Source organism: Brachybacterium horti, from assembly GCF_054777615.1.
The window spans coordinates 127,711-152,581 of sequence record NZ_BAAHAM010000002.1 but is presented as its reverse complement, the minus strand read 5'-3'; the positions used below and the strand labels follow the sequence as shown (position 1 = coordinate 152,581).

Genomic DNA, 24,871 nt, shown 5'->3' with positions numbered 1-24,871 from the left:
GGCCCCGCGGCGGGGGCCGTCACCGCCGCTGACGCGGAAGGGCCCGGAGGATCGCTCCTCCGGGCCCTTCTTCTCGGTCTCCTGCGGGTCGGGGCCCGCTCAGCGCCCCTCACCGGTGGGCAGCGGGGTCGAGCGCACCAGGGAGAGCAGCAGCAGGAACGCGGCGATCGCGACGACGAGGGCGAGCGCGCCCTGCCAGACGAGGCCGCCGCTCAGCATGCTCGCCCCGACGAGGGCCTGGAACAGCTGCCAGGTGATGCCGTAGCCGAGGCCGAAGCGGCCCCGCACGAGGATCGAGCGCGCGGCCACCGCGGCGCCCGCCGCGAACAGCAGGAGGAACACGCCGAGCCCGGTGCCGAAGCGGCCGTCGAGCTGCCCGCCGGAGACGCCGACGAAGCAGAAGGTCGCCACGGCGACGAGCAGGACCGCCTCGAGGGCGAGCAGCGCGGCGGCCACAGGGCGGATCCGCGGGTCGCGCTCGCTCGCGGTGGCGGGGGCGGCAGGGCTCTCGGAGCCGGGACGGGAGGCGCGGGGCATGGAGGCACTGTATCCGCCCCTATGCCCCTCCCACGGGCTCCTGTCCAGCGCTCCGGGAGCGGCATCACAGGACCCGCAGGACCGTGTGGGAAGTGCCACCCAGGCTTTGCGGCCAGGCCCTTGTCGCCGCCGGGAGCGGTGCTGAGAATGGATGAGGCCCCTCCACGGCGAGGAGAACCGCGGCGGAGTCCCTCCGTCACGGGGACGCTCCGGCGGGGCCGCCGACCCCGAGCACGCCCCTTGCGGGGGCAATCCTCGCCTCGCGCCACCGCAGCGGTGGGACGGGGCGATTCCGGAAAGTGAGAGTGACGATGGACTGGCGCCACCGTGCCGAGTGCCTCAACCATGATCCCGAGCTGTTCTTCCCGATCGGGAACACCGGACCGGCGATCACGCAGATCCAGGAGGCGAAGGCGGTGTGCCAGAAGTGCGAGGTCATGACCGCCTGCCTGAAGTTCGCCCTCGAGTCCGGCCAGGACTCGGGCGTCTGGGGCGGCCTGTCCGAGGACGAGCGCCGCTCCCTCAAGCGTCGCAACGCCCGCGCCCGTCGCGCGAGCTGATCGCACCGCCGCACCGCCTGCGGCACCCCTGACCTGATCAGGGCCTCGTCCCGCCCGCCGCGGGACCCCTGCTCCGCCACGGCGCGGCCGACCCTCCGTCGGCCGCGCCGTCGTCGTCGGAGCACCCGTCCCCTCGCCGCCCGCCCCGCGGGGGCCGGCGGCTCGGGGCCCCTCCCTCAGAGCCCGATCGGCTCGAGGTACACGTCGATGACCGCGCTCGTGCCGCCGTCGGGCAGGTTCTGCCAGGTGAGCGTGCCGCCGAGCTGGCCCTGGACGAGGGTCTGGGCGATGTTCGTGCCGAGGCCCGAGGGCTTCGCCGTCCCCATCCCCGCACCGTCGTCCTCGATGGAGATCACGAGGTGGGCGCCCGTGCGCTCGCTGCGGATCGTGAGCGTCCCGCCGGTCTCGGAGAGACCGTGCTCGACGGCGTTGGTCGCGAGCTCGGTGACGACGAGCGCGAGCGGGGTCGCCTCGTCGGCGCGGATCTGCCCCACGCGCCCCACCTTCTCGGTGCGCACCTCGACCTGGCTGTCCGCGATCCGCGGCGAGCCCTCGCGGTGCACGGTCGCGCTCGCCGCGTCGACCGCGAGCCGCAGGCAGCGGTCGATGACGTCGTCGAAGACCACGGCCTCCTGCGAGCCCTGGAGGAGCGACTCGTGGACCAGGGCGATCGTGGACACGCGGCGCATCGCCTCGGCGAGCGCGTCCCGGGCCTCGTCGGTCTTCATGCGGCGCGACTGCATGCGCAGCAGCGCGGCGACGGTCTGGAGGTTGTTCTTCACCCGGTGGTGGACCTCGCGGATCGTCGCGTCCTTCGTCATGAGCTCCCGCTCCCGACGGCGCAGCTCGGTCACGTCGCGCACCAGCACGATCGCCCCCGTGCGGGCGCCCTGCTCGGTGATCGGGACGGCGCGCAGGGAGAGCGTGCCGCCGCGGGCCTGCATGTCGGAGCGCCAGGCCGCGCGCCCCATGAGCACGAGCGGCAGCGACTCGTCCACCGGTGCGCGGCTCTGGAGCACCTCCGTCGCGGTCTCGGCGAGCGTGCCGCCGAGCATGTCCCCCGCGATACCAAAGCGGTGGAAGGCGGAGAGCGCGTTGGGGGACGCCCACTGGACCACGCCGTTCTCGTCGAGCTGCACGACGCCGTCGCCCACACGGGGCGCTCCGCGGCGCGGCGGGATGGGCGCGCCGTCGATCGGGAAGGCGCCGTGCTCGATCATCCGCAGCAGGCGGGTGCCGAGCTCCTGCTGGTGCGTCTCGCTCGAGGAGGGGTTCGAGGTCGGCGCGGGCGACTCGACGGCGAGGACCGCGAGGGTCCGGCCGTCCTTGCGGACCGGGGTGAGCAGACCGCGGGCCTCCCGGCCCTCCCGCTCGAGGACGACGACGCCGCGCTGACTGCGCTCCCCGTCGAGCAGGGCGTCGAGGTCCGCATCGGCGCCGCGCGGGAGGCGGTCGCCGACGGGATCCTCGAAGTACACGGTCGAGCCGGTCGCGGGACGGCAGTGGGCGACGGCCATGGGGCCGTCCTCGGCGCGGACCCAGAGCACGAGATCCGCCCGCAGGAGGTCCGAGACGAGGTTCCAGTCGCCGACGAGGTGCTGCAGCCAATCGGCGCCCTTCTCGGAGAAGGAGCTGATGTCGGAGAGGTACTTGGACAGGCTCGGCATGAGCACAGGATAGGCGCCGCGGCCCGTGCTCCTGGGAATCGACCGCGACGCCTGCCGTAGGCTGGCGCCGTTGCCCGTTCCCGCTGGAAGGACGCCTGTGAAGCTCTCCGAGAACCTGACGATCCCCGCCTCGGCGGCCGATGCCGCCGCGATGTACGCCGACGAGTCCTACGCCGAGGTGCGGCGCGCGACGCTCCGCGCGAGCTCGGCCTCGTCCCGGGTGGAGGGCGACCCGGCGGGCGCCTTCACCGTGCGCACCGAGATCGCCATGACGACCGAGAAGGTGCCGGACGTGGCCCGCCGTTTCGTGGGTGCGACGGTCACGATCCGCGAGGAGCAGGTGTGGTCGGCCCCGGCGGCCGACGGCGCCCGCACGGGCACGATGTCGATCGACGTCGCCGGCACCCCCGCGACCTTCACCGCGGCGCTGGCGCTGACCCCGCAGGGCGAGGCCACGAGCCAGGTGGTCATCGACGGCGACCTGACCGTCAAGGTACCGCTGCTCGGCGGCAAGCTCGAGAAGACGGCCGTCCCGTACGTCTCCAAGGTCCTGCGGGCCGAGGAGCGCGCCGCGCGCACGTACCAGGACTCGCGCACCCGCTGATCCCGCTCACCGGATCATGACGGCGCCCTCCCCCTGCACGGGGGAGGGCGCCGTCGTGTCCGGTCCGGGGCGGGGCCCCGGCCGGGGCGTCGTCGGAGGGGTCAGCCGTTCCCGTCGAGATAGGCGATCGCCTCGCGCCCCTCGCTCGGGTCGAACCAGAGCAGGGCGGGGTCGGTATCGTCCTCGGCAGCGGCCTGCGCCGTGAGCTCGGTGACGTGCACCGCGGCGAGCGACGACGTGACCGTCTCGAGGAGCACGGCGCCATAGGCGCCGCCGGTCTCCTCGGCGAGGCCGAGCGCACGGTCCGGCACGTCGAGCGCGAGGACGAGCCCGCGCGAGGTGGGACCGGCCTCGGACAGCGCGACGTGCACCGCGTCCTGCAGCGCGTCGTACTCGAGATCCTCCTCGTCCTCCCCGGGCCGATCGGCGCGGGCGGGCGCGGTGACCGCCCAGGCCGGGCGACCCGCGGCGATCTCGATCCGGGTGCCCGCGGCGCTCAGCAGGGAGCGGTCCTCGGCGGTCAGGGGAAGGAAGATCCTCATGCGGACATCCTCTCATCCGGCCCGGGCGGGCTCCGGTGCGGCCTCCTCCGCCGGCCCCGTGCTCGGGGCCTCCCCCTGGAGGGCGGGCGAGGCGGCGAGGTCCCGCAGCGCGCGGCGCAGCGGTGAGCGCGGTGAGCTCTCGGCGAGCAGCGCACCGTCCCACACGGCGGTGCGGCACGCGCCCGGATCGTCCGGGAGCAGGTGCAGGCTCGTCATCGGCATCCGGGTGCCGAGGAGCTCCTTCACCCGATCCCCCGGCACCGGTGAGCCCATGCGGTTCACGACCACGTGGAGCTCTCGCACGCCCAGGTCGCGGAGCCGGTCGTTCTCACGCAGCAGCCGGGTCAGGCTCACCGGATCCGCGGTCGCGGTCGCGATGACGGCGTCGGCCCGCTGGATCGCGGTGAGCGACGCCCAGTTGCGCTGCGGGGCGGCCGTGTCGTAGCTGAGCTCCTCGTCCTCCTCGAGCGGGGCGGCGACGTCCACGATCACGAGCTCACCCCGGCGGGACAGCGCCCGCCAGAGTCCGTCGAGGGAGCTGCGTCCCAGCTCCGCCCATCGTGAGGGGACCCCGATCCCGCTGAGGAGCCGCAGGCGGGGCTGGACGACGGGCAGCAGCGCGTCGAGCGTGCGCGAATCCAGGGTGTCCCGGTCGAAGGCGCGGCAGGCCGCGACGATCCCCGGGGCCTCGTCGAGCACGCCGAGCAGCTGGCCGAGCGCCGGACCGTAGGTGTCCGCGTCGACGAGGACGGTGTCGCGTCCCGCGCGGGCGGCCTCCGCGGCGAGGTTCAGGGCGAGGGTCGAGCGTCCCGGGGCGCCCGCCGGCCCCCAGACCACGACCACGCGGCCGCCCTCGGGGGCGTCGTCCAGGACCGGGTCCTGCGTCCAGGGCTCCGCGGTCTCCTCGCCGTCGATCGCGGCGGAGATCGCGGCGAGGATCTCGTCGATCGGCGCCCCGGCATCCACCACCTGGCGCAGGCCGAGGGAGGTCTGCTCGGGGGCGGTCTCCGCACGCAGCCCGATGACGGCGACGTGCTCGAGCAGACCGGCGGCCACGTCCCGGCCGAGCCCGCGCACCGAGAGGTCCAGCAGGACCGCCTGCCCGATCCCGGCGCCGACCACGGCGGCGGTCTCGGCGAGATCGGCGCAGCGGCGCACCACCCGGACGTCGTGATCGCCGTCCTGGGCGAGATCGTGGACGATGCGGACCTCGTCGGCGCCCGAGGCGCACAGCACCAGGTCGATCATGTGCCGACCCCGTAGGCACCCGGCACCCCGATGACGTCGAGCCGCTCCTCCCGGGAGAGCACCTCGAGGACCCCGGCGAGATCGTCCCGCGGCACGAGCACCTCGACGGCCATCGACCGCATGCCCAGGGTGCTGCCCTCGTCGATCGTCCTCACGACGGCGTCCTCGACGAGCAGCTCGGCCTGGCCGGTGCCCTCGTCCACCTCGCCCGTGTGCCAGAGCTCGACGGTGCTGCCGGCCTGGACCGACTGCGCGACGGAGGAGTCCACCGGGATCACCACGGGCCGCAGGTCGACGTCGGCGCTCTGGCCGACGGCGGCGGCGGGCAGCAGCTCCCCGGCACGGACCGGTTGCGTGGCGACCGCGCCCTCGGGGATCGCCTCGAGCGAGCCGACGTACATGCCGTCCTGCTCGCCGAGGCGCAGCTCGACGACGGTGAGGTCCTCCGGGGCGAGCGCCTGCCCGGGGACGATCACGGAGCGTGCGACCAGCACGGGCGTGGTCTCGGCGAGACGGGAGACCAGCAGGGCGCCCATGAGCACGCTGCCGAGGACGAGCACCACGCCGACGATCAGCCGCGGGTCCTTCCACCGCGGCCGCCGCAGCCTCATCATTCCTGTGCTGGCCCCCACGGTCCCCTCCTGCGCTCCGCCCGATCGCGTCCCGACCGGGTCCTGGCCGGGAGAGTACGGGAGACGGCGCCTCGCCTACCCGGGAGGGCGGCGGATTGTGGACAGCCCGCCGCGGAGGAGGGGTCGTCGGCCGTTCGTCCACAACACCCCCACGCCCGGGCGCCGGAGGTGTGAGACTGTCCCGGACCGTCCGACCCGCCAGGCCCCGTTGCCGGAAGGAGCGCCGATGCAGCCCCGTTTCGTGCCGCTGACCGACGTCGCCGAGATGCTCTCGATCTCGGCATCGCAGGCCTACGCGCTCGTGCGCACGGGAGAGCTGCGCGCCATCAAGGTGGGGGGCCGCGGTCAGTGGCGTGTCGAGATGACCGAGATCGAGTCCTACATCGAGCGCAGCTACGCCGCCACCGAGCGGGTGCTCGAGGAGGAGCGGGAGCGCACGCACCGCTGAGCGGTGCCGAGCCCATCGGCGCGGGCCTGATCCGAGCGGAGCTCAGGCGCGCGACGCCGAAGGACGCCGGGTCACTCAGCTCGAGGAGACCAGGAGCAGGCCGCCGAGCGCGACGGTGATCGACCCGGGCCCGGACGCGGCCCCGGCCTCCCCCGTCGGCACCGTCCTCAGGTCCAGGGCGTCGGCGCCGACGGTCGAGATGCGTCCGGTCACCTCTCCCGCGATCGTGGTCACCCGGACCACTCCGCGGTCCCGCGCGAGCGCGCGCAGCACCGAGGTGAGGGACTGCTCCGGCGCCGCTCCCTCGGCACGGGGACGAGCTCGCGCGCCGAGCCCCTCGACCATGCCCACGGCGGGCAGCGGGACGAGCCGTCGCGCACCTCCCTCGGCGAGGAGGACCCATCCGTCGGTGGCCTCGGTGAGGCGGCCGCCGATCCTCCGGCCGCCGCGCAGATGGAGCACGAGCTGCGCCCCGATCGCCGCGCGCATCCTGTCCGCGAGCAGCAGCTGCGAGCGCTCGGCACGGGTGAGGTCCTCGGCGAGGGCGCGCATCTCCTCCCTCTGCTCGTGGGCATGACGGCCCTCGATGTCCTCGAAGATCCGCTCGAACCGCATGGGCTCACTGTACGGAGGCGGCGCCCCGGCGGGAACGGGTCCGTCCCTGACGGCGACCGTCCCCGCTGCTGCACCCATGACACCCGATACGGACGTTCCCCTCAGAGCGTGAGGCATCACCCATTCCGGTCGTACCTAGGGACGAACGATCAAGCGCCCCTCGTCCTTTGGTGCTGTTGACCTGCGGTGATGGGGCCGGATTTTCGTACCGATGACCGATTGTGCGCCGTGTCACCCGTCCGTAGATTCCTGGACTACGACGTCATCGACACCAAACGGCATCAAACGCACGGGTCGAGGGGCACCGGCCATCAGAGGAGAAGAACCATGGGGGAATCGCAGGTCGCCGAGGCCGCACCGGGACGGACGGGAGCCGTCCGCACCGGGCTGACGGCGGTGCTCGCCGCGGCCGGCACCCTCGCCATGGCGGCGGCGGCACGCACCCTGGTCGAGCCGGCCCTCACCGGCAGCGGGGAGCAGGCGCTCCTGAACGGTGTGCTGCTGGTGCTCGCGGCCGCCGGCGCCCTGCTGTGCCTCTACCTCACGGTCGTGTGGGCCCTCGCCACGCTCGTCCTCGTCGCCGGGCCGGCCACCGCCCTGGGCCGCACCCTGCTCGGCGCGCTCCGTCTGATCGCTCCCCAGCTGGCGCGTCGGATCACCGTCGCCGCCGCTCTCGGCACCGCCGCGACCGCGATGGTGCTGGGTCCCGCGAGCGCCGCGGACCAGGGGACGGGGTTCCTCGACCTCTCGGGCGTCGGGGCCGGCGCCGCGCAGGAGCTCACCGCTCCGGTGGACCCTGCCCCCTCCGACGGCGGAGGCGAGGCCGGGGGCGCAGCACCCACCGAGGAGGGCGAGCTGCCCCCGCTCGGCTGGGAGAGCGCTCCGAGCTCGCAGGATCCGGGCACCACCGAGGACGAGGCGCCCGTCCAGCACGAGGCGCACGAAGGCGACGACACGTCCGATGCCGACCCGGAGCCCTCCGACGCCCCTGTCCCCGCCGACCCCACCGCACCGGCGGAGGGTGCGAGCGACCCTGCGGACGGCGCCGACTCCACCGACGCCACCGACGCCACGGATTCCCCCGGCGCCACCGATGCCACGACCCCGCCGCACACGATCGTCGTCGGCGCCGGGGACTCGCTGTGGACCCTCACCGACGAGGCCCTCGGCCCGGGAGCGGATTCTCCTCAGGACATCGCCAGCTCCTGGCCCCGGCTCTACGAGGCCAATCGACACGAGATCGGGTCCGATCCCGATCAGCTCACCCCCGGGCAGGTCCTCACCGTGCCCTCCGCCCTGACCGACGAGGAGTCGTCATGACCACCACCGACCAGCGACCCCTGCCCGCCGCCACGCTCACGGACGGCGCGGCGCTCGCCCCGGAGGACCCCCGCAGCGTCGAGCGGATGGTCGAGCCCGTCGCCCGGTTCGCCGTCGAGATCGTGCGGGACATGCGGCCCGAGAACGCGCTCGCGCGGGTGGTCACCCCGGAGGTCGCGACCATGCTCGCGCGGCGTGCCCGGCTCACCCGGCGTCTCCGCGACTCCACCGGGCACACGCCCTCGCGCCGGATGCAGGTCACCGGCGTCCACACCTGCATCGTCAACGAGACCACCGTCGAGGCCAGCTGCGTGATCCGCGACCTCGACCGCGCCCGCTTCCTCGCCATGCGCTGGGAGCTGCGGCACACGGGCTGGCGGGTGACCGTCCTCGAGATCGGCTGACCGAGCGGCGCACACGAGGACGAGGCCCGTCCTCCCCGAGGGGAGGACGGGCCTCGTCGTCAGCGGCGGGACCGACCCCGCGCCCTGCTCAGGCCTTGCGGCGGCGTCGGCGCTCCGCACGGTTGGGCTTGTCGCGGTCCTTCGGACCGTGATCCGCCTCGGTGTGGTCCGCACCGTGCTTGGCGTCATGGCGCGCCTGGCGACGACGCTGCGCACGGGACATGGTCCCGGGATCCGTCCGGCCCGAGCCCTCCGCGGAGCTGTAGCTGAGCCGGCGCGGATCGGGCCCGTCACCGAGGCCCTTCGCGGTCACCACGACGCTCCGCTCGGCGGCGAGCTCGTCGGCGTCCTCGAGCTCCGCCTCCTCCGAGCCGGCTTCTGAGTCCTCGCCCTCCCGGTCGTCCAGGAGGCTCTCGAGCTCGCCCTCGTCCTCGGCGGTCCCGTCGTCGGCGGTCCGGTCAACGGCCTCGGCGCTCTCGCGATCGACGACGGCCTCGTCGGCCGATCCCCCGGCCTCCTCGGTCTTCTCGTCCTCCCGCGCGGCCGAGGCGGTCGCCGCCTGGGCGGCGGCGGAGGTCGTGCGCAGGAGCTCGGAGACGGCCTGCGGCACCACGGGCGAGGCCTGCTGCACCTGCACCTCGAGGTTGAAGAGGTAGCCGACGGCGTCCTCCTTGATGCCCTCCATCATCTCGTTGAACATCAGGTGGCCCTCGCGCTCGTACTCGACGAGCGGGTCGCGCTGGGCCATCGCCCGCAGCCCGATGCCCTCCTTGAGGTAGTCCATCTCGTAGAGGTGCTCGCGCCAGCGACGATCCATGACGGAGAGCAGCACGCGCCGCTGCAGCTGGTGGACGGCCGCCTCGCCGAGCTCGTCGGCTCGACGGTCGTAGGCCAGCCGCGCGTCGGAGAGGATCTCCTCGCGCAGCATCGCCGCGGTGAGGTCCTCCTTGCCGCCGGCCTCCTCGATGAGCTCCTCCGCGGTGACCGAGATCGGGTAGGCGCTGCGCAGCGCCCCCCACAGCTCCTCGAGCTCGAAGTCCTCGGGGTTCGATCCCTTGGTGTGCTCGGTGACGATCCCGCCGATCACCTCCTCGATGAAGCGGTCCACGTGCTCGTCGAGGTCCTCGCCCTCGAGGATCCGCGAGCGCTCCTCGTAGAACTTCTTGCGCTGCTTGGTCAGGACGTCGTCGTACTTCAGGACGTTCTTGCGGATCTCGGCGTTGCGCGACTCGATCGAGTTCTGCGCGCGCTGGATCGCGCCGGAGACCATGCGGCCCGTGAGCGGGATCGCCTCGTCCACGCCGCCGCGAGCGAGCAGCGCCTCGGCCGCTCCCGCGTTGAACAGGCGCATGAGGTCGTCCTGCAGCGAGAGGTAGAACCGGGACTCGCCCGGGTCGCCCTGACGCCCGGAGCGGCCGCGCAGCTGGTTGTCGATGCGCCGGGACTCGTGGCGCTCCGTGCCGAGCACGTACAGACCACCGAGCTCGGTGACCTCGTCGTGCTGCTCCTCGACGGCCGCCTTCGCGCGCTCGAGCGCCTCGTCCCAGGCGGCCTCGTACTCCTCGGCCTGCTCCTCGGGGTCCAGCCCCGACTCCTGGACCTCGGCGTGCGCCATGAACTCGACGTTGCCGCCGAGCATGATGTCGGTGCCGCGGCCGGCCATGTTGGTCGCGACGGTGACGGCGCCCTTCGCGCCCGCCATCGCGACGATCGCGGCCTCACCGGCGTGGTTCTTCGCGTTGAGGACCTCGTGGGTGACGCCCTGTGCGGTCAGCAGCTTCGAGAGGTACTCCGACTTCTCGACGCTCGTGGTGCCCACGAGCACGGGCTGGCCCTTCTCGTGACGGGCGACGATGTCCTCGACGACCGCGTCGAACTTGGCCCGCTCGGTGCGGTAGATCCGATCGGCCTGGTCCACGCGCTGCATCTCGCGATGCGTCGGGATGGGCACCACGCCGAGGCCGTAGGTGTTCATGAACTCGGCGGCCTCGGTCTCCGCCGTGCCGGTCATGCCCGAGAGCTTCTCGTAGAGCTTGAAGTAGTTCTGGAGGGTGATCGTGGCGAGGGTCTGGTTCTCCGCCTTGATCTTCACCCCCTCCTTGGCCTCGATGGCCTGGTGCATGCCCTCGTTGTAGCGGCGACCGGCGAGGATGCGGCCGGTGTGCTCGTCGACGATCATGACCTCGCCGTTGAGGACGACGTAGTCCTTGTCCTTCTTGAACAGCTCCTTGGCCTTGATGGCGTTGTTGAGGAAGCCGATCAGCGGGGTGTTCAGCGACTCGTAGAGGTTCTCGATGCCGAGGTGGTCCTCCACCTTGTCGATGCCGGCCTCGAGCACGCCGACGGTGCGCTTCTTCTCGTCGACCTCGTAGTCGCGGTCGCGGCGCAGCTTCTGCACGACCTTCGCGAACTCGGAGTACCACTTGTTCGCGTCGCCCGAGGCGGGGCCGGAGATGATCAGCGGCGTGCGGGCCTCGTCGATGAGGATCGAGTCGACCTCGTCCACGATCGAGAAGAAGTGGCCGCGCTGCACGCGGTCCTCCGGGGTGAGCGCCATGTTGTCGCGCAGGTAGTCGAAGCCGAACTCGTTGTTCGTGCCGTAGGTGATGTCCGCGGCGTACTGCTCGCGGCGCTCCGCCGGGGTCAGGCCCGCGGTGATCACGCCCGTGGTCAGGCCCAGGGCACGGAAGACGCGGCCCATGATGTCGCTCTGGTAGGTCGCGAGGTAGTCGTTGACGGTCACGACGTGGACGCCCTTGCCGGCGAGCGCGTTGAGATAGGCCGGCAGCGTCGCCACGAGGGTCTTGCCCTCACCGGTCTTCATCTCCGCGATCCGGCCGCGGTGCAGGGCCGCGCCGCCCATCACCTGGACGTCGTAGGGGCGCTGGCCCAGCGTGCGCTCGGCGGCCTCGCGGACGGCCGCGAAGGCCTCGACCTGGATGTCGTCGAGGGTCTCGCCGTCGGCCAGGCGCTCACGGAAGCGGGAGGTCTCCTCCCTCAGCTCCTCGTCGCTCAGCTCGGTGAAGACGTCACCGGCGGCCGTCACCCGCTGGGCGATGGACTCGAGCCGACGCCGCTCGCGGCCCTCGCCGGCGCGCAGGATCGTATCGAAGAGGTTTGCCACACGTGCTCCCGTTGCTGTCGTCTGCGCCCGGGTGGGCGCGTCGTGCCGGACCCATCGTAAGCGCCGCGCCCCTGGACGGCGCCTGCGCGGTCCCGGACGGGCGTCCTGGCCGTCGCGGATCACTCCGCGCGGCGCCCCGTGCCCGCCCCTCAGACGGGGCCCGCGGTCCCCGCTCTCCCCGTGGTCCCCGCCGACTGCTCCCCCGGGCCGTCGTCGCGGACGGCCTCCGCGAGCACCCCCGACAGCTCCCCCGTCCCGCTGCCGGTGCTCACCTCGATCCCGTCGAGGTCCTGCCAGCGGGCGGCGCGCGCGAGCTCACCGGCGAGCGCGGCGGCGAGCTCGTCGGGGCCCGTGCGCAGGTAGCGCCCCAGGCGCGGCAGGGGCTCCGCGTGCACCCCGCGCACCTCGAGGACGCCGCGGGCGCGATCGGCCCGCAGGTCCACCCGCAGCGGGAAGCGGTCGCCGTGGAGGAAGGGCAGCGCGTAGTAGCCGGTGGTGCGCTTCGCGGCGGGGGTGTAGATCCCGATCCGGTACTCGACGTCGAAGAGCCCCTGCAGCCGGGGCCGGAAGAAGACGATCGGGTCGAAGGGGCTGACCAGGGCGGCGGTGCGCAGCGGCGCGGGCTGCGGCGCGTCGCGGTGCAGGAGCATCGTCACGGGGCCGTCGGGTCGCCGGACCTCGACCTCGGTGACCTCGCCCCGCCGCCGCAGCTCCGCGATCGCCGGTCGGGCGTCGGCGGCGCGCAGGCGGAAGTAGTCCGCGATCGCGGCGGGATCGGCGACGCCGAGCGCGCGGGAGGCGAGGCGGGTGAGCGCGAGGACCTCGGCGTGGTGGTCGCCCGGGCCGGGCGCGGGACCGTCCCGCTCCGCCCCGGCGGCGCGGGCCCAGGCCTCGTCGTCCTCGGCGGGGAGGTAGAGCCGCTCGAACTGCACGCTGCGGCCCACGCAGTCCAGCGCCCCGGTCCGGAAGAGGTACTCGACGACCCATTGGCTCGAGGTGCGTCGCCATCCCCATCCCTCGCCGCGCTCCTCGTCACCGAGCAGCCGGGAGATCGCGGCGGCGCTGAGCGGACCGTGCTCCTCGAGCAGGCCGCGGACGTGCTCGACGAGGTGCGGCGAGCGCGCCGCGGCCTCCCGCACCGCGCCCCAGTCGCGGGTCCCGGCCGCGCGGCGGCGGAAGCGCAGCAGGGCGTGGACCTCCTCCGTCGTGAACGTCGCCTCGTGGGCGAGCGCCTCGCGCAGCAGCCGCTCGTGCCGGGTGCCGGGCATCGAGAGCTGGTCCAGCGCGCTCACGTCCCAGCTGCCGCTGCGGGTGAAGACGGGCAGGTGGTGGGCGCGGGCGAAGACGCTCACGGAGTCGATCTGGAGCAGGTGCGTCACGGCGACCGTCCGTCGCAGCGCCTCCCGGCTCACGGCCGGCGAGGGGACGGCGGTGCGGCGGGTGCCGCCGATGCCCTGCGAGCGCAGGGCGATGCGACGGGCCTCGGCCCAGCTCAGGGTGGTCGTCATGGGATGGGGCGTCCTCGGCGTGGGACGGGCGGGAGGCGCGCGGGGCGCCTCCCGCCCGGGGCGGTCGGTGGCTTCAGATGGTGCGGGGCGGGATCAGGAGGGCGTCAGCTCGCCGTCCAGCTCGATGACGCCGTAGTGCCATCCCTTGCGGCGGTAGACCACCTTCGGGTGCCCGGTCCCGGCATCCACGAAGAGGTAGAAGTCATGGCCGACGAGCTCCATCTGGTAAAGGGCGTCGTCGATGCTCATGGGGGTGGCGGGGTGCTTCTTCTCGCGGATCACCACCGGGCTGGCGGGATCGTCGGCACCGGTGCCCTCGAGGCCGGTGGGGGCGTCCTCCACGGTGCCCTCGGGCTCCGTCTCCTGGAGGGAGGCGGGCAGCTCGGCGTCCGCCGGCATGGTGCGCACCGAGGCCGCACCGGGGCTGTGCGCGCGGTCGCGGCCGCGGTGGCGGTCCTTGCGACGGTCCCGGGCGCGGCGCAGGCGCTCCAGGAGCTTGCCGTAGGCGACGTCGAGCGCGCCGTAGAGGTCGTCCGCGCGGGCCTCGGAGCGGATGACGGATCCGTTCTCGAACACGGTCAGCTCCACGCGATCGCTGAGCTCGGCCTGCCGGGGGTTCTTCTCCTGCGAGACCTCGACGTCGACCCGCAGCGCCGCGGGGGCGAGCTGCGTGACCTTGTCGAGCTTCTCGGCGAGGTGGCGGCGGAATCGATCCGGGACGTCCATGTGGCGTCCGACGACATTGATCTCCATGAGTACTCCTCAGGTTCGGTGGGCGGCCGCTCGGAGCCCGGCCGCAGTGGCTCGTGGGCTGGGTGTGCGCACCTCCTCCGGTTCAGAGGGGTCGTCGGTGTGACGAGTCGCACCAGTGTGCCACGGATTCCCTGCGTGTGTCCTGGGCCTCCCGGAGGTCTCCTCCCTCGGTTCCGGGGACACCGCGCGGCGCGTGCCGCCGGCGCCTCCGGGACCGGCGGGGATCACCGCACGACGGGCGGGGACGGCAGCCGTGAGGCCGCCACGACGACCGCGCCGAGCACCTCCGCGCCCTCCGCGACGAGCGCGTCGTGCATCGCCCGGAGCGTCGCGCCGGTCGTGACGACGTCGTCGACGATCACGAGGCGACGACCGGTCAGAAGATCGGGCCGGCCGCGGCGCCGGGAGAGGGCGAGCTCGATCCGCCGCTCGCGCCGGCCGCGGCGCCCGCGTCCCTCCTGCGCCGTCGTGGGACGCGAGCGGAGCAGGAGCACGGTCCCGGCGCCCTCGCGCTCGAGGGCGCGGGCGAGCTCCGCGGTGTGGTCCTCCCCGCGTCGCAGCCGCGCCGCGCGGCGGGAGGGCACGGGGACCAGCTCGACCGGCGGCGGATCCGCCGGGACGTCCGATCGCCGGCGCCCGTGCCGTCCGTCCTCTCCCGGTCCCTCTCCGGCGGCACCCGCGAGCAGCGCGACGGCCGGTGCGAGGGCCGCCGCGATCGGGGCCGTCAGGTGGGCTCGGCCCCCGTTCTTCCAGGCGAGGACGAGCGACTGCAGACCGGCCGTGTACTCCCCCAGCGCGAGCACCGGCATCACCGGCCGGTGGTCGACGCCTGCGGGGAGCTCGACGCCCTCCGCCGTGGTCCCGGCGCGGATGCGGGCGGCGGCGAGCACCTGCAGGGCGTCGCAGCCGTCCTCGACCCGCGCGGGCACCCCGTGCAGCAGCGCGGCGCAGTCCGGGCACAGCCAGTCCCCCTCCGCACCGCAGGGGCAGTCGCGGGGCGCGACGAGATCCGCGGTGCGCCGCAGCAGCTCCAGGAGAGCGGCGCGAACGGCGAGCGCGGCGCGGAGGATGCCGGACGGGAGCGGGTCAGGGGACGGGAGCGGAGCAGTCGCTCCGGCATGTGCGGTCATGCGCCCATCCCAGCCGGACGGCGTCCCACCCGCCTCCCCCGCTCCCCCGCGGTGGACGGCGCTGCGCTGGGGAGGGACCACACCACCGCCCCGGGATCAGTAGAAGGCCGGGTCGGTGGACCGCACGCCGATGTCGGTCCATCCCTCCCCGTCGCTGCGCAGCAGGGTCCCCTCCACCGTGCCCGCCCAGAAGGCCTCGGCGACGGCCGTGCCGGCGAGGCTCTTCACCGCGGTCTCGAACACCGGGAGCAGGTCCCGGCCCGTCGCGAGGTCCAGGACGGCGCCGCGCACCTGCTCGGCGCTGGTATCGGTGCCCAGCACGATGACGGCGATCTCGTCGTACCAGGTCGCCCGCGTGAGGTCCCCGAGCAGCGGGGCGGGGACCTGCCGGGGATCCGTGAGCCCGCTCGGCGCGCCCGAGGCGTCGCGGACGATCGCGCACAGGTCGAGCCTGGTGCCGGTCGCGTCGGCGGAAAGCACGATCAGGCGCGTCGCGTCCGCCGCGACGTCGAGGGCCCGCACCTCGCGCCCCTCGAGCCACGGCGCGTCGATCTTCACGTCCTCCTCGGCGGCGCGCCCCGAGAGGGCCAGCAGCACGCCGCCGCTGTCCCGGCTCGCGGTCCACACGTATCCGGCGTCGTCGATCCGCGGGGCGACGAAGCCCGCGCCCGTCGCGGCCTCGCGCAGCGGCACCGAGCCGTCCGTCGCGGTCACCAGCACGACCTTCTCCTCCGGGGAGAGCGCCGCGACGAGCAGGCCGTCCTGCGCGATGACGGGGGCGTGCACGGTGCGGTCCGAGAGCGAGGGCACCAGCTGCGGGAGGGCCGTCGTGGCGCTCGCCTCGGCGAGGGAGACGACGCCGGTGTCCCCCGCGGCGATGGGCCGGTGCCCGGGCAGCGCCCGCTCGATCCGCGCCTCCTGGGTCGCGCTCAGATCGGCGCCGTCCCACACGAGCTGGACCCCGGAGAGGGTGCGCAGCGAGCGGAGGGACGCCTCGAGCTGCGCCAGGGCGAGGGCGCGACGCTCGTCGGACAGGTCACCCACGGCGGAGGGCACGGTCACCTGGACGCCGCCGTCGGCCCCCGTCGTGACGCGGGCGTCCGCGATCCCCTCCGCATCCGGCACCTCGGAGCTCACCGCCCCCGCGAGGAAGTCCGAGGGGCCGTCGGCGAGCCGGGCGAGCACGCCGCTCGCCCCGTCGAACAGGGAGAACCAGCGGTGATCGGGCACGAGGTGACGGGCCCGGGCGTCCACGAAGTACAGCCGGCCCGGGGCGAAGAGCGACTCGAACACCGCCTCCGAGAGGAAGATGCCGTCCGGCGGGTCGACGATCCGCCAGCTGTCCCCCTCCTGCGAGAGCTCGACGGTGATCTCCCGCATCGCGGGGACCGCGAGCGTCGTGCGCACCCCGTCCACGTCCACCGTGTCCACCGCCTCGGCGATGAGGCGGACGTGGGTGTCGTCCACGGGCTCCGCCCGCAGGTCCTGGCTGCCCGAGTAGATCGTGACGCCGGCGCCCGGGTCCCACGAGGACGAGGCCTCGGAGGTCAGGAACTCGCGGGCCACGGCGTAGTCGTCCTCGGGCCCCACCCCGGCCTGGACGAAGCCGAGCACGATCTGCGCCGGGGTCGCGCCGTCCGCCGGGGGCACCGCCTGGACGTACGGGGCGCCGCCCTGGGCCTGGTCGCCCAGCGGGCGCACGGAGACGGTGGACGAGGAGGGGATCCGGGCGCAGGCCGCACCGATCCCGACGAGGCCAGCGGCACCGAGCGCGCCGAGCACCTGCCGCCGGCGGGGTCGGGGCGCCGGGCGGGGACGGGGCGCGGTCATCGGCCCTCCTTCTCGGTCGGGGACGGGGCCGTCCCGGGGCCCAGGTCCGGCAGACGGTCGGGGCCGATGGGGATCTCCCCCGTGAGGGTCGAGGGCTCGAACTCCGGCGCCTCCCGGTCGAAGGAGCGCTCCAGGCGCAGCGGGGAGCGGGTCGGGGAGGTGCCCGGCCGGCGCGGGAGGGTCAGGCGGAAGACGGCGCCGCGCCCCTCCTGCCCCCAGGCCTGCAGCCACCCGCCGTGCAGGCGCGCGTCCTCGACGGAGATCGACAGGCCCAGGCCCGTCCCGCCGAGGGTGCGGGCGCGCGAGGGGTCCGCCCGCCAGAAGCGGTCGAAGACGCGCCGGGCGTCCTCGGGCGAGATCCCCCGGCCGAAGTCCTGGACGACGACCGCGACGGAGTCGGCGTCCGCCGCCGTCTGCACGAGCACCGGTCCCCCGGCGCCGTGCTCGATCGCGTTGGTGAGCAGGTTCCGCAGGATCCGGTCGATCCGCCGGGAGTCCACGACGGCGGAGGTGCCGCGGCCCGCGAGCCGGAGGTCCAGGGAGCAGCCGCGGGCCTCGGCGAGCGGGGCGGCGTTCTCCGCCGCGTGCCGCACGAGGTCGTCGATCTCCTCGCGGTGCGCCTCGAGCTCGGCCGCGCCGGCGTCGAAGCGGGAGATCTCCAGGAGGTCCGCGAGCAGCGAGTCGAACCGCTCGACCTGGGTGGAGAGCAGCTCGGCGGTGCGGTGCAGGTCGCCTGGCAGCTCCTCACGGCGCCCGTCGAGCACGGCGGCGGCCATCCGGATCGTGGTCAGCGGTGTGCGCAGCTCGTGGGACACGTCGGAGACGAAGCGGTGCTGGACCCGGGAGAGCTCCGTGAGGTCGTCGATCTTCTGCTCGAGGCTCAGGGCGAGATCGTTGAAGGACCGGCCCACCTGAGCGAGCTCGTCGCCGCCCGAGACCTGCACCCGCGTGCGCAGGTCGCCCGCGGCCATCCGCTCCGCCGCCTGGGCCGCCCGGCGCAGCGGCACCGTCACGAGCCGGGCGACGACGATCGCGATGCCCACCACGAGGGCGAGGAGCACCGCGCCGCCGCCGAGCATCACCCGCTGCACGAAGGAGAGGGTCTGCTGCTCCTCCTGCAGGGGGTAGAGCACGTAGAGGTCGTAGGTGCCCACCCCGGCCACCGTCACCCGCGAGCCCACGAGCAGGGCGGGCGTGGTGCCGTGGGCGCCGTCGGGCAGGCCCACGGAGCGCCAGGCGAGGGAGTCCGGGTGCGCGGCGACCTCGTCCTCGAGATCGGGGTCCACGAGGGAGAGGAGGTCCTGGTCCGAGGCCACGGAGAGGACGGTCCCGGACGGGTCCGCCGGCACGAGCGCCACCTCCCGGCGGGTCGCGTCGCCCTGGCCGCCGGTGTCCTGCACGAAGGCGAAGGCGGCGTCCTGCTGCTGGGTGGTCGTGGCACCGGGGAGCTGGGTGAGGGTGTCGGTGAGCGCGCCGCGCACGTCGACCGTCTCCTCGAGCACGCGGTCGCGCCGCTGCTCGTACAGGCCGTCCGCGATGACGGTCGAGAGGTAGACGCCGACGGCGAGGATCGCGAGCAGGGCGAGCAGCGTCGTCACGGTCACGACGCGCAGCGCGAGCGGCCAGGTGCGCACGTCCACGCCGCGCCGCAGCCGCTCCCGGATCACCGCGGGGCGTCCCGCACCGCGCTCCGGGGCGGGCTCGGAGGGGCTCCGCTGCTCGCTCAGACCGCGCCGCCCGCGCGGTAGCCCACGCCGCGCACGGTCACGACGATGCGCGGGTTCTCGGGATCGTGCTCGATCTTCGAGCGGAGCCGCTGCACGTGCACGTTGACGAGACGGGTGTCCGCGCTGTGGCGGTAGCCCCAGACGTCCCGCAGCAGCACGTCGCGGGTGAACACCTGCCAGGGCTTCCGGGCGAGCTGCGTGAGGAGGTCGAACTCGAGCGGGGTCAGCGGGATGACCTCGCCGGCGCGGCGCACCTCGTGGCCGTCGACGTCGATCTCGAGGTCGCCGATCGCGAGGGACTCGGTGGTGGGCGCGTCCGCGCGGCGCACGCGCGCCTTGATGCGGGCGACGAGCTCGTCGGGCTCGAAGGGCTTGGTGAGGTAGTCGTCGGCCCCGGCCTCGAGCCCCTCGACGACATCGGCCGTGTCGGAGCGCGCAGTGAGCATGATGATGGGCACGCCGGACTCGCGCCGCAGGCGGCGGCACACCTCGATGCCGTCCATGCCCGGGAGCATGAGGTCGAGCAGGACCAGGTCGGGCTTCAGCCGCGGGAAGGTCTCCAGCGCCGAGGCGCCGTCGGGCGAGGTGGCGACCTCGAAGCCCTTTCCGCGCAGCACGATGCCGACCATCTCGGCGATCGCCTGGTCGTCGTCGACAACGAGGATCCGTGAAGGCGTCGTCATGAGGGTCATTGTGCCACCGTCACGCCCCCACCCCGTTCAGGTGGGGAGCTCGCGCGCCCTCGCCCTCGGGGCAGGGCCCGATCGACGTTCGTCGGAGGGCCCGCGCCCGCCGAGGCCGTACGTTGGAGCGGCACGACCGTCGCCGTGCCGGCGCCCGCCCACATCCGCGCCGCCCCGGACACGACACCGACCCCGACCCGCAGCAGCTGCCGAGGAGGCACCATCCCATGAGCACCGGCTGGACCGCCCCCGGCGCCGCAGGAGCAGAGGGACCGCAGGAGGGCCAGGGCGCCCCCGACGACCAGGACCCTCTCGGCGCCGTGCCCGCGGGGGCCCCGCGACCGGGGGGCCTGCCCACGGGGCCCGCCCGCGAGCTCGCCCTGCACCTCCCCCTCTTCCCGCTGCGACCGCTGGGCGTGGGCGAGATCCTCGGCGCCGCCGTCCGGATCTACCGCCTCCGCGCGCGTCCCGTGCTCGTGCTCTCCGCGGCCGTGTTCGGCGTCGCGACGATCCTCACCGGCCTGCTCACCGGGGTGGGGCTCGCGCCGATGGTCGGCGACCTCCGAGCGATCATGCAGGAGTCCTCGACCTCCGCCACGGGCAGCTCCACCGACGTCTTCGGCTCCGTCGGGGACATGGTCCTCACGGCGGTCAGCTCCGTGGCCACCTCCCTCATCATGCTCGTCGCGACCGCCGTGGTGCTCGCCCCGCTCAGCCGGATCGCGATCGACGCCGCGACGGATCCCTCCCCCGACGCCCCCGTCGACGTGTGGGCCGCAGCCCGGCGCCTCGCCCCGACCGCCGTGCTCACCGCGCTGCTGACGAACGTGCTCCTGGTCCTCGCGATGCTCGTCCCCGCGGTGCTCGGCGCGCTCCCGCTGATCCTCACGGGGAGCGCGGACGCCGCGACCGTGTCCCTGCTGGTCGTCGGTCTCGTCATCGGCCTGCTGGCCACGGTGTACGTCTGGGCGAGGACCGTGCTCTCGGTGCCCGCCCTCGCCGTGGAGGGGCTCGGACCCGTCGCCGCGCTGCGACGCTCCCTGCGCCTGACCTCGGGTCGCCGCCAGTGGCGCGTGCTCGGCATCTCGGTGCTCGTCACCGTGCTGTTCACGATCGCGATCCAGGTCGTCTCCGGGGTCTTCGGGACGATCGGCACCATCGCCTACCTGGCGGTGCTGCTCGCGAGCTCCTTCGAGGCGATCGTCCTCGGCATCACGCTGCTCACGATCGCGACGATGCTCGGCTCCTTCGTCGCCCAGGCGCTCCTGGCCCCCTTCGGCGCCGCGGCCTTCGCCGCGCTCTACGCCGACGTCCGGATGCGCGACGAGGCCTGGGACGTCGAGCTCGCCCGCACGGCCCGTGAGCGCGCCGGGCTCGGCGAGCGCGGCGGCACGGGCCCGCTCGGCGGGCACCGGTGACCCCGGAGGAGGCGCGGCGGCGCCTGCACGAGGAGCTCGCCAAGCGCGAGTACGCCGACTCCGAGGGTTTCGTGGCCTGGGTGCTGCACCGCCTCGAGCTGTGGTTCACCGCGCTCATGGACGGCGTCCGCGCGAGCTCCGTGGTCCAGGGCTCGCTCGCCGTGCTCTCGGCGCTCGTCCTCGTCGCGGTCGTCGTGCTCGTCCTGCGCCGCACGGGACTGCTGCGCCGCAGCGCGGGCCTCGCCGTCTCCTCCTCGCTCGTCGCCGAGTCCGCCCTCACCGGGGCCGAGCTCCGGGAGGCCGCCGCCCAGGCCCTCAACGAGCGGCGCGCCGACGACGCCACGGTGCTCGCCCTGCGCGCCCTCGTCCGCGACCTCGACGAGCGCACCCTGCTCGAGGCCGACGAGGGCCTCACCGCGCACGAGGCCGCCGCGGTCGCCGCGCGCTTCTTCCCCGACCTCCGCCACCGCCTCGAGCGCGGGGCGACCTCCTTCGACACCGCCGCCTACTCCTCACGCAGCGCGCAGCTCAAGGACGGGGAGGACCTGTTGCGGCTCGCCGAGTACGTCGCGCAGTCCGCGCCGGACCTCGACGCGGCCCCCGCGCCCTCGACCGCGGTGACCGCCCCGTGACCGCGCCGACCCCCACCGGCGTGCGCGCGATCCCGCGCTCCCGCGTCCTCCTCACGGCGGCGATCGCGATCGCGCTGATCGCGACGGTCGCCGTGACCGTGCTGCGCGGCTCCTACCGCGACGGCGCGCTCGAGCCGGACGCCCCCACGCCCCAGGGCAGCCGGGCGGTCGTGCGCGTCCTCGAGGACACCGGGACCGAGGTCGGCACCGCCCGCCATACGAGCGACGCCGCCCGGGACCTGCGCGGCGGAGGCACGGTGCTCCTCACGGACGCCGAGGGCCTCTCCCCCGCCCAGCTCGACCTGCTGGCCTCGTCCCTCGACGCACCGGGGGCCGGGCACCTGGTCCTCGTGGCACCGGACGCCCTCACCCTCGCCGCGCTCACCGACGACGTGGAGCCCGCGGGCTCGATCGCCGGGGAGGCGGCCGTCCCCGCGGGCGACTGCGGGGGCCTCGCCCACGGGGCCCGCGCCCTCGCCGTGCGCGGCGAGGACGGCGCGCTCGCCGACCAGGGCCGGCTCGGCGCCGCCCGCACCTATGCGGTGCGCGGGGACGCCGAGGGCTGCTTCGACGCCGGCGGCGGCTCCCTCCTCGTCTCCGACGGGTCGATCACGGTGCTCGGCGCGGCGGACGTCCTCACCAACGAGGGCATCACCGGGGCCGACGACGCCGCGCTCGCCCTGAACCTGCTCGGCGCGGAGGACACGCTCACCTGGTACGTGCCCTCCGCGACCGATCCCCTCGCCCTCACCGCGCCGTCCCTGCTCACGCACCTGCCGCGCTGGATCGGCCCCGTCGCGCTGTGGCTGATGGCGCTGGTCGTCGTCGCCCTGGTCGCGGCCGGCCGACGCCAGGGACCGGTCGTCGTCGAGCCGCTGCCGGTCACGGCGCGCGGCGAGGAGCTCGTGCTCGGCCGGGCGCGTCTGCTCGAGAGGGCCTCGGAGCGGACGGCCGCCGCCTCCGCGCTGCGCGCCGCCGCCGCAGGCCGTCTCGCGGCCCGCCTCGGGCAGCGGCACGAGACCTCCCTCGATGCGCTGCTCGCCGCGCTCGCCCCGCACACCTCCCTGTCCCCCGACCGCCTGCGGGCGCTGCTCGAGCACCGTCCGGTGACGGACGACCAGCAGCTGCTCCGCCTCGCCCACGACCTCGACGTCCTCGAGAAGGAGATCGACCGATGACCACCCCCGCCCCCTCCCCCGAGCCTCCCCTCGACCGGACCGCCGGATCCGCTCCCGCGCGCGATGCGCTGCAGGGCCTCGCCGCCGAGATCCACAAGGGGGTCGTCGGCCAGGACGCCGCCGTGACCAGCCTCGTCGTGGCGCTCCTGTGCCGCGGCCACGTGCTGCTCGAGGGCGTCCCCGGCGTCGCCAAGACCCTGCTCGTGCGCTCCCTCGCCGCGGCGCTGGACGTGCGCATGCGGCGCGTCCAGTTCACCCCGGACATGATGCCGGGCGACATCACCGGCTCCCTGGTCTACGACAACGCGACGAGCGACCTCGTCTTCCGCGAGGGCCCGGTCTTCACGAACCTCCTGCTGGCCGACGAGATCAACCGCACGCCCCCGAAGACGCAGTCCGCGCTGCTCGAGGCGATGGAGGAGCGGCAGGTGACGGTCGACGGCGTGCCGCGGCCGCTCCCGGACCCGTTCCTCGTCGTCGCGACACAGAACCCGATCGAGTTCGACGGCACGTACGCCCTGCCCGAGGCGCAGCTGGACCGCTTCCTGCTCAAGGCCGTCATGCCCCTGCCCGAGCGGGACGACGAGATCGACGTGCTGCGCCGCCACGCGGACGGCTTCGACACGACCGACCTCGCCGCCACGGGGCTGCGGGCCGTGGTCGACGCGGAGGCGCTCCACCGGGCGCAGGCCGACGTCGCGACCGTCGCCGCGGAGGAGCCGGTCGTGCAGTACATCGTCGACGTCTGCCGGGCGACCCGCCGCTCCCCGAGCCTCGCCCTCGGGGTGTCGCCGCGCGGGGCGATCGCGCTGCTACGCACCTCGCGCGCCTGGGCCTACCTCGCCGGACGCGACTTCATCACCCCGGACGACGTCAAGACGCTCGCGCCCGCGACCCTCGGGCACCGGGTGCGCCTGACCACCGAGGCCGAGCTCGAGGGGACCCAGGTGGACTCGGTGCTCGCGGCGACCCTCGCCTCGGTCCCGGTGCCGCGGTGAGGATCTCGCCCACCCTGCGCGCCGCACCGGCCGGGCTGCTCGCCCTGCCCGTGCTCGTGCTGTGGCCGTCCTGGGGCACCGTGCTCGCCTGCGCCGCGGTGTGGCTGCTCGTGGTCCTCGGCGACGCGCTCGCGGCCCCCTCCCCGCGCCGGCTGCAGGTGGTGCGCCGCTCCCCCGCCCAGGTGGTGCTGGGCGGGACCGGCACGGGCCGCCTGCTGCTGACGAACCCCGGCCCGCGACGCGCGCGCCTGCAGGTGCGCGACGCCTGGAACCCGACCGCCGGCCTCGACTCCCCGCGCGCCGGGATCGACGTCCCGGCGCACGAGCGCCGGGAGATCCCCCAGCGCTTCTCGCCCACCCGCCGCGGCGAGCACTCCTCGCGCGCGCTCGTGATCGACTCCCGCGGACCGCTCGGCCTCGCGCGGCGCAGTGCACGGATCGACGCCCCGGGCAGGATGCTCGCCCTGCACCCCTTCGGCGCCCGCCGCCACCTGCCCTCGCGCGTGCGGCGCCTGCGGGAGATCGAGGGGCTCGCCGCGGTCCACCAGCGCGGGCAGGGCACCGAGTTCGACTCCCTGCGGGACTTCGTGGACGGCGACGACGTGCGCTCGATCGACTGGCGCGCCACCGCCCGGCGGCGCAGCGTCGTGGTGCGCACCTGGCGCCCCGAGCGCGATCGGCACGTGCTGGTCGTCGTCGACACCTCGCGCACCGGAGCCGTGCGCCTCGGCGAGGGGACGCGCCTGGACGCGGCCTTCGACGCCGCCCTCCTGCTCACCGCGCTCGCGGGCCAGGCCGGTGACCGCGTGGACCTGCTGTGCGTGGACCGCGTGGAGCACCTCTCGGTGATCGGCTCGCGGCGCGGCACCGCCCTGCACGACATGGTCTCCGCGACCGCGCCCGTGCACCCCGCGCTCGTGGAGACCGACTGGGAGCTCGCCGCGGCGCGGATCCGCGAGCGCACCCGCCGCGGCTCCCTCGTCGTCCTGCTCACCCCGGTGGACGCGACGACCGTCCACGGGGCCCTGCTCCCGGTCGCGGCGCGGCTCGCCGCCGATCATCCGGTGGTGATCGGCTCCGTCTCCGATCCCGCCCTCGACGAGCTCGCCGCGGGCCGCGAGGACGTCCCCGCGCTGTACGCCGCGGCCTCCGCGGAGACCGCCCGCGCCCGGGCGGCGGGCACCGCGCGGGCCCTCGAGCGCACGGGCGTGCACGTCGTGGACGCCCCGCCGGAGCGCGCGCCGCAGGCCCTCGCGGACGCCTATCTCGCTCTCAAGGCCGCCGGCCGGCTCTGAGCCGCCGGCCGGCTCCGG

General features: G+C 74.7%; 23 protein-coding genes. 10 read left to right on the top strand and 13 right to left on the bottom strand.

All coding sequences use genetic code 11. From position 1 onward, the window contains the following. Positions 1-99: 99 nt before the first annotated feature. Entirely contained in the window at positions 100-537 is a 438-nt protein-coding gene (locus ACYVAP_RS05900) for a hypothetical protein (RefSeq protein ID WP_137770391.1), read from the bottom strand. Between the two features lie 311 nt (positions 538-848). Here ACYVAP_RS05900 and ACYVAP_RS05895 point away from each other — a divergent pair, with 311 nt between their 5' ends. After that, on the top strand, positions 849-1,097 hold the full coding sequence (locus tag ACYVAP_RS05895; protein WP_103385108.1) for a WhiB family transcriptional regulator: 249 nt from the start codon (positions 849-851) through the stop codon (positions 1,095-1,097). Between the two features lie 176 nt (positions 1,098-1,273). On the opposite strand, the gene ACYVAP_RS05890 is transcribed toward ACYVAP_RS05895, so the two are convergent. Continuing rightward, entirely contained in the window at positions 1,274-2,764 is a 1,491-nt protein-coding gene (locus tag ACYVAP_RS05890) for a sensor histidine kinase (RefSeq protein ID WP_137770390.1), read from the bottom strand. 97 nt (positions 2,765-2,861) lie between these two features. Here ACYVAP_RS05890 and ACYVAP_RS05885 point away from each other — a divergent pair, with 97 nt between their 5' ends. Further along, positions 2,862-3,368, top strand: coding sequence for a DUF2505 domain-containing protein (locus ACYVAP_RS05885; protein WP_264450720.1), 507 nt, complete (start codon positions 2,862-2,864; stop codon positions 3,366-3,368). 101 nt (positions 3,369-3,469) lie between these two features. Here the strand turns inward: ACYVAP_RS05885 and ACYVAP_RS05880 are convergent, their stop codons facing one another. Genes ACYVAP_RS05880 through ACYVAP_RS05870 form a run of 3 tightly spaced genes read right to left on the bottom strand, consistent with a single transcriptional unit; the run spans position 3,470 to position 5,790 of the window. After that, positions 3,470-3,910, bottom strand: a complete 441-nt coding sequence (locus tag ACYVAP_RS05880) for a DUF6912 family protein (RefSeq protein WP_498859947.1) — start codon at positions 3,908-3,910, stop codon at positions 3,470-3,472. A 12-nt stretch (positions 3,911-3,922) separates the two neighbouring features. Next, the gene (locus tag ACYVAP_RS05875) at positions 3,923-5,158 is read right to left on the bottom strand and encodes a CpaE/TadZ family protein (protein WP_498859946.1); all 1,236 of its coding nucleotides are present in this window, start codon (positions 5,156-5,158) and stop codon (positions 3,923-3,925) included. Beyond that, complete coding sequence (locus ACYVAP_RS05870) at positions 5,155-5,790, bottom strand: SAF domain-containing protein (protein WP_137770386.1); 636 nt, start codon at positions 5,788-5,790, stop codon at positions 5,155-5,157. Before ACYVAP_RS05870 ends, ACYVAP_RS05875 begins: the two co-directional genes overlap by 4 nt. Positions 5,791-6,016: 226 nt before the next feature. Between ACYVAP_RS05870 and ACYVAP_RS05865 the strand changes: the two genes are divergently transcribed. Further along, positions 6,017-6,238 carry a helix-turn-helix domain-containing protein gene (locus ACYVAP_RS05865; RefSeq protein ID WP_103384782.1) on the top strand — a complete coding sequence of 74 codons (222 nt, stop codon included), beginning with the start codon at positions 6,017-6,019 and terminating at the stop codon, positions 6,236-6,238. A 75-nt stretch (positions 6,239-6,313) separates the two neighbouring features. Here the strand turns inward: ACYVAP_RS05865 and ACYVAP_RS05860 are convergent, their stop codons facing one another. Further along, positions 6,314-6,853: a hypothetical protein gene (locus ACYVAP_RS05860; protein ID WP_498859945.1), complete on the bottom strand. Its 540-nt coding sequence runs from the start codon at positions 6,851-6,853 to the stop codon at positions 6,314-6,316. Positions 6,854-7,180: 327 nt separating this feature from the next. Between ACYVAP_RS05860 and ACYVAP_RS05855 the strand changes: the two genes are divergently transcribed. Then, positions 7,181-8,173 (top strand): LysM peptidoglycan-binding domain-containing protein, encoded by a 993-nt coding sequence (locus ACYVAP_RS05855; RefSeq protein WP_498859944.1) that lies wholly within the window; start codon positions 7,181-7,183, stop codon positions 8,171-8,173. Next, positions 8,170-8,577, top strand: a complete 408-nt coding sequence (locus tag ACYVAP_RS05850; protein ID WP_137770384.1) for an Rv3235 family protein — start codon at positions 8,170-8,172, stop codon at positions 8,575-8,577. The genes ACYVAP_RS05855 and ACYVAP_RS05850 overlap by 4 nt, the downstream gene beginning before the upstream one ends. An 88-nt stretch (positions 8,578-8,665) precedes the next feature. Here ACYVAP_RS05850 and secA read toward each other — a convergent pair whose 3' ends face one another. The 7 genes from secA to mtrA form a co-directional block, all read right to left on the bottom strand. After that, positions 8,666-11,701: a preprotein translocase subunit SecA gene (gene secA / locus ACYVAP_RS05845; RefSeq protein ID WP_498859943.1), complete on the bottom strand. Its 3,036-nt coding sequence runs from the start codon at positions 11,699-11,701 to the stop codon at positions 8,666-8,668. Positions 11,702-11,850: 149 nt separating this feature from the next. Beyond that, positions 11,851-13,209, bottom strand: a complete 1,359-nt coding sequence (locus ACYVAP_RS05840; RefSeq protein ID WP_498859942.1) for a winged helix-turn-helix domain-containing protein — start codon at positions 13,207-13,209, stop codon at positions 11,851-11,853. 93 nt (positions 13,210-13,302) lie between these two features. Next, the gene (hpf, locus tag ACYVAP_RS05835) at positions 13,303-13,962 is read right to left on the bottom strand and encodes a ribosome hibernation promotion factor (protein ID WP_498859941.1); all 660 of its coding nucleotides are present in this window, start codon (positions 13,960-13,962) and stop codon (positions 13,303-13,305) included. Positions 13,963-14,186: 224 nt separating this feature from the next. Further along, a complete protein-coding gene (locus tag ACYVAP_RS05830) occupies positions 14,187-15,092 on the bottom strand; it encodes a ComF family protein (RefSeq protein WP_498859940.1) in 906 nt (301 codons plus the stop codon). 96 nt (positions 15,093-15,188) lie between these two features. After that, positions 15,189-16,922 carry an LpqB family beta-propeller domain-containing protein gene (locus tag ACYVAP_RS05825; RefSeq protein ID WP_498859939.1) on the bottom strand — a complete coding sequence of 578 codons (1,734 nt, stop codon included), beginning with the start codon at positions 16,920-16,922 and terminating at the stop codon, positions 15,189-15,191. Beyond that, positions 16,919-18,589, bottom strand: a complete 1,671-nt coding sequence (gene mtrB / locus ACYVAP_RS05820) for a sensor histidine kinase family protein (protein ID WP_498859938.1) — start codon at positions 18,587-18,589, stop codon at positions 16,919-16,921. Before mtrB ends, ACYVAP_RS05825 begins: the two co-directional genes overlap by 4 nt. Before the next feature lie 56 nt (positions 18,590-18,645). Further along, positions 18,646-19,341: an MtrAB system response regulator MtrA gene (gene mtrA / locus ACYVAP_RS05815; protein WP_137770377.1), complete on the bottom strand. Its 696-nt coding sequence runs from the start codon at positions 19,339-19,341 to the stop codon at positions 18,646-18,648. 218 nt (positions 19,342-19,559) lie between these two features. Between mtrA and ACYVAP_RS05810 the strand changes: the two genes are divergently transcribed. The 5 genes from ACYVAP_RS05810 to ACYVAP_RS05790 are packed head-to-tail and all read left to right on the top strand — an operon-like array spanning position 19,560 to position 24,853. Continuing rightward, complete coding sequence (locus tag ACYVAP_RS05810; RefSeq protein ID WP_498859937.1) at positions 19,560-20,750, top strand: glycerophosphoryl diester phosphodiesterase membrane domain-containing protein; 1,191 nt, start codon at positions 19,560-19,562, stop codon at positions 20,748-20,750. Then, complete coding sequence (locus ACYVAP_RS05805) at positions 20,747-21,382, top strand: DUF4129 domain-containing protein (RefSeq protein WP_498859936.1); 636 nt, start codon at positions 20,747-20,749, stop codon at positions 21,380-21,382. The genes ACYVAP_RS05810 and ACYVAP_RS05805 overlap by 4 nt, the downstream gene beginning before the upstream one ends. Continuing rightward, a complete protein-coding gene (locus tag ACYVAP_RS05800) occupies positions 21,379-22,560 on the top strand; it encodes a DUF4350 domain-containing protein (RefSeq protein WP_498859935.1) in 1,182 nt (393 codons plus the stop codon). Before ACYVAP_RS05805 ends, ACYVAP_RS05800 begins: the two co-directional genes overlap by 4 nt. Continuing rightward, positions 22,557-23,558 carry an AAA family ATPase gene (locus ACYVAP_RS05795; protein WP_498859934.1) on the top strand — a complete coding sequence of 334 codons (1,002 nt, stop codon included), beginning with the start codon at positions 22,557-22,559 and terminating at the stop codon, positions 23,556-23,558. Before ACYVAP_RS05800 ends, ACYVAP_RS05795 begins: the two co-directional genes overlap by 4 nt. Then, positions 23,555-24,853 (top strand): DUF58 domain-containing protein, encoded by a 1,299-nt coding sequence (locus tag ACYVAP_RS05790; protein WP_498859933.1) that lies wholly within the window; start codon positions 23,555-23,557, stop codon positions 24,851-24,853. The genes ACYVAP_RS05795 and ACYVAP_RS05790 overlap by 4 nt, the downstream gene beginning before the upstream one ends. The last annotated feature ends 18 nt before the right edge of the window (positions 24,854-24,871 follow it).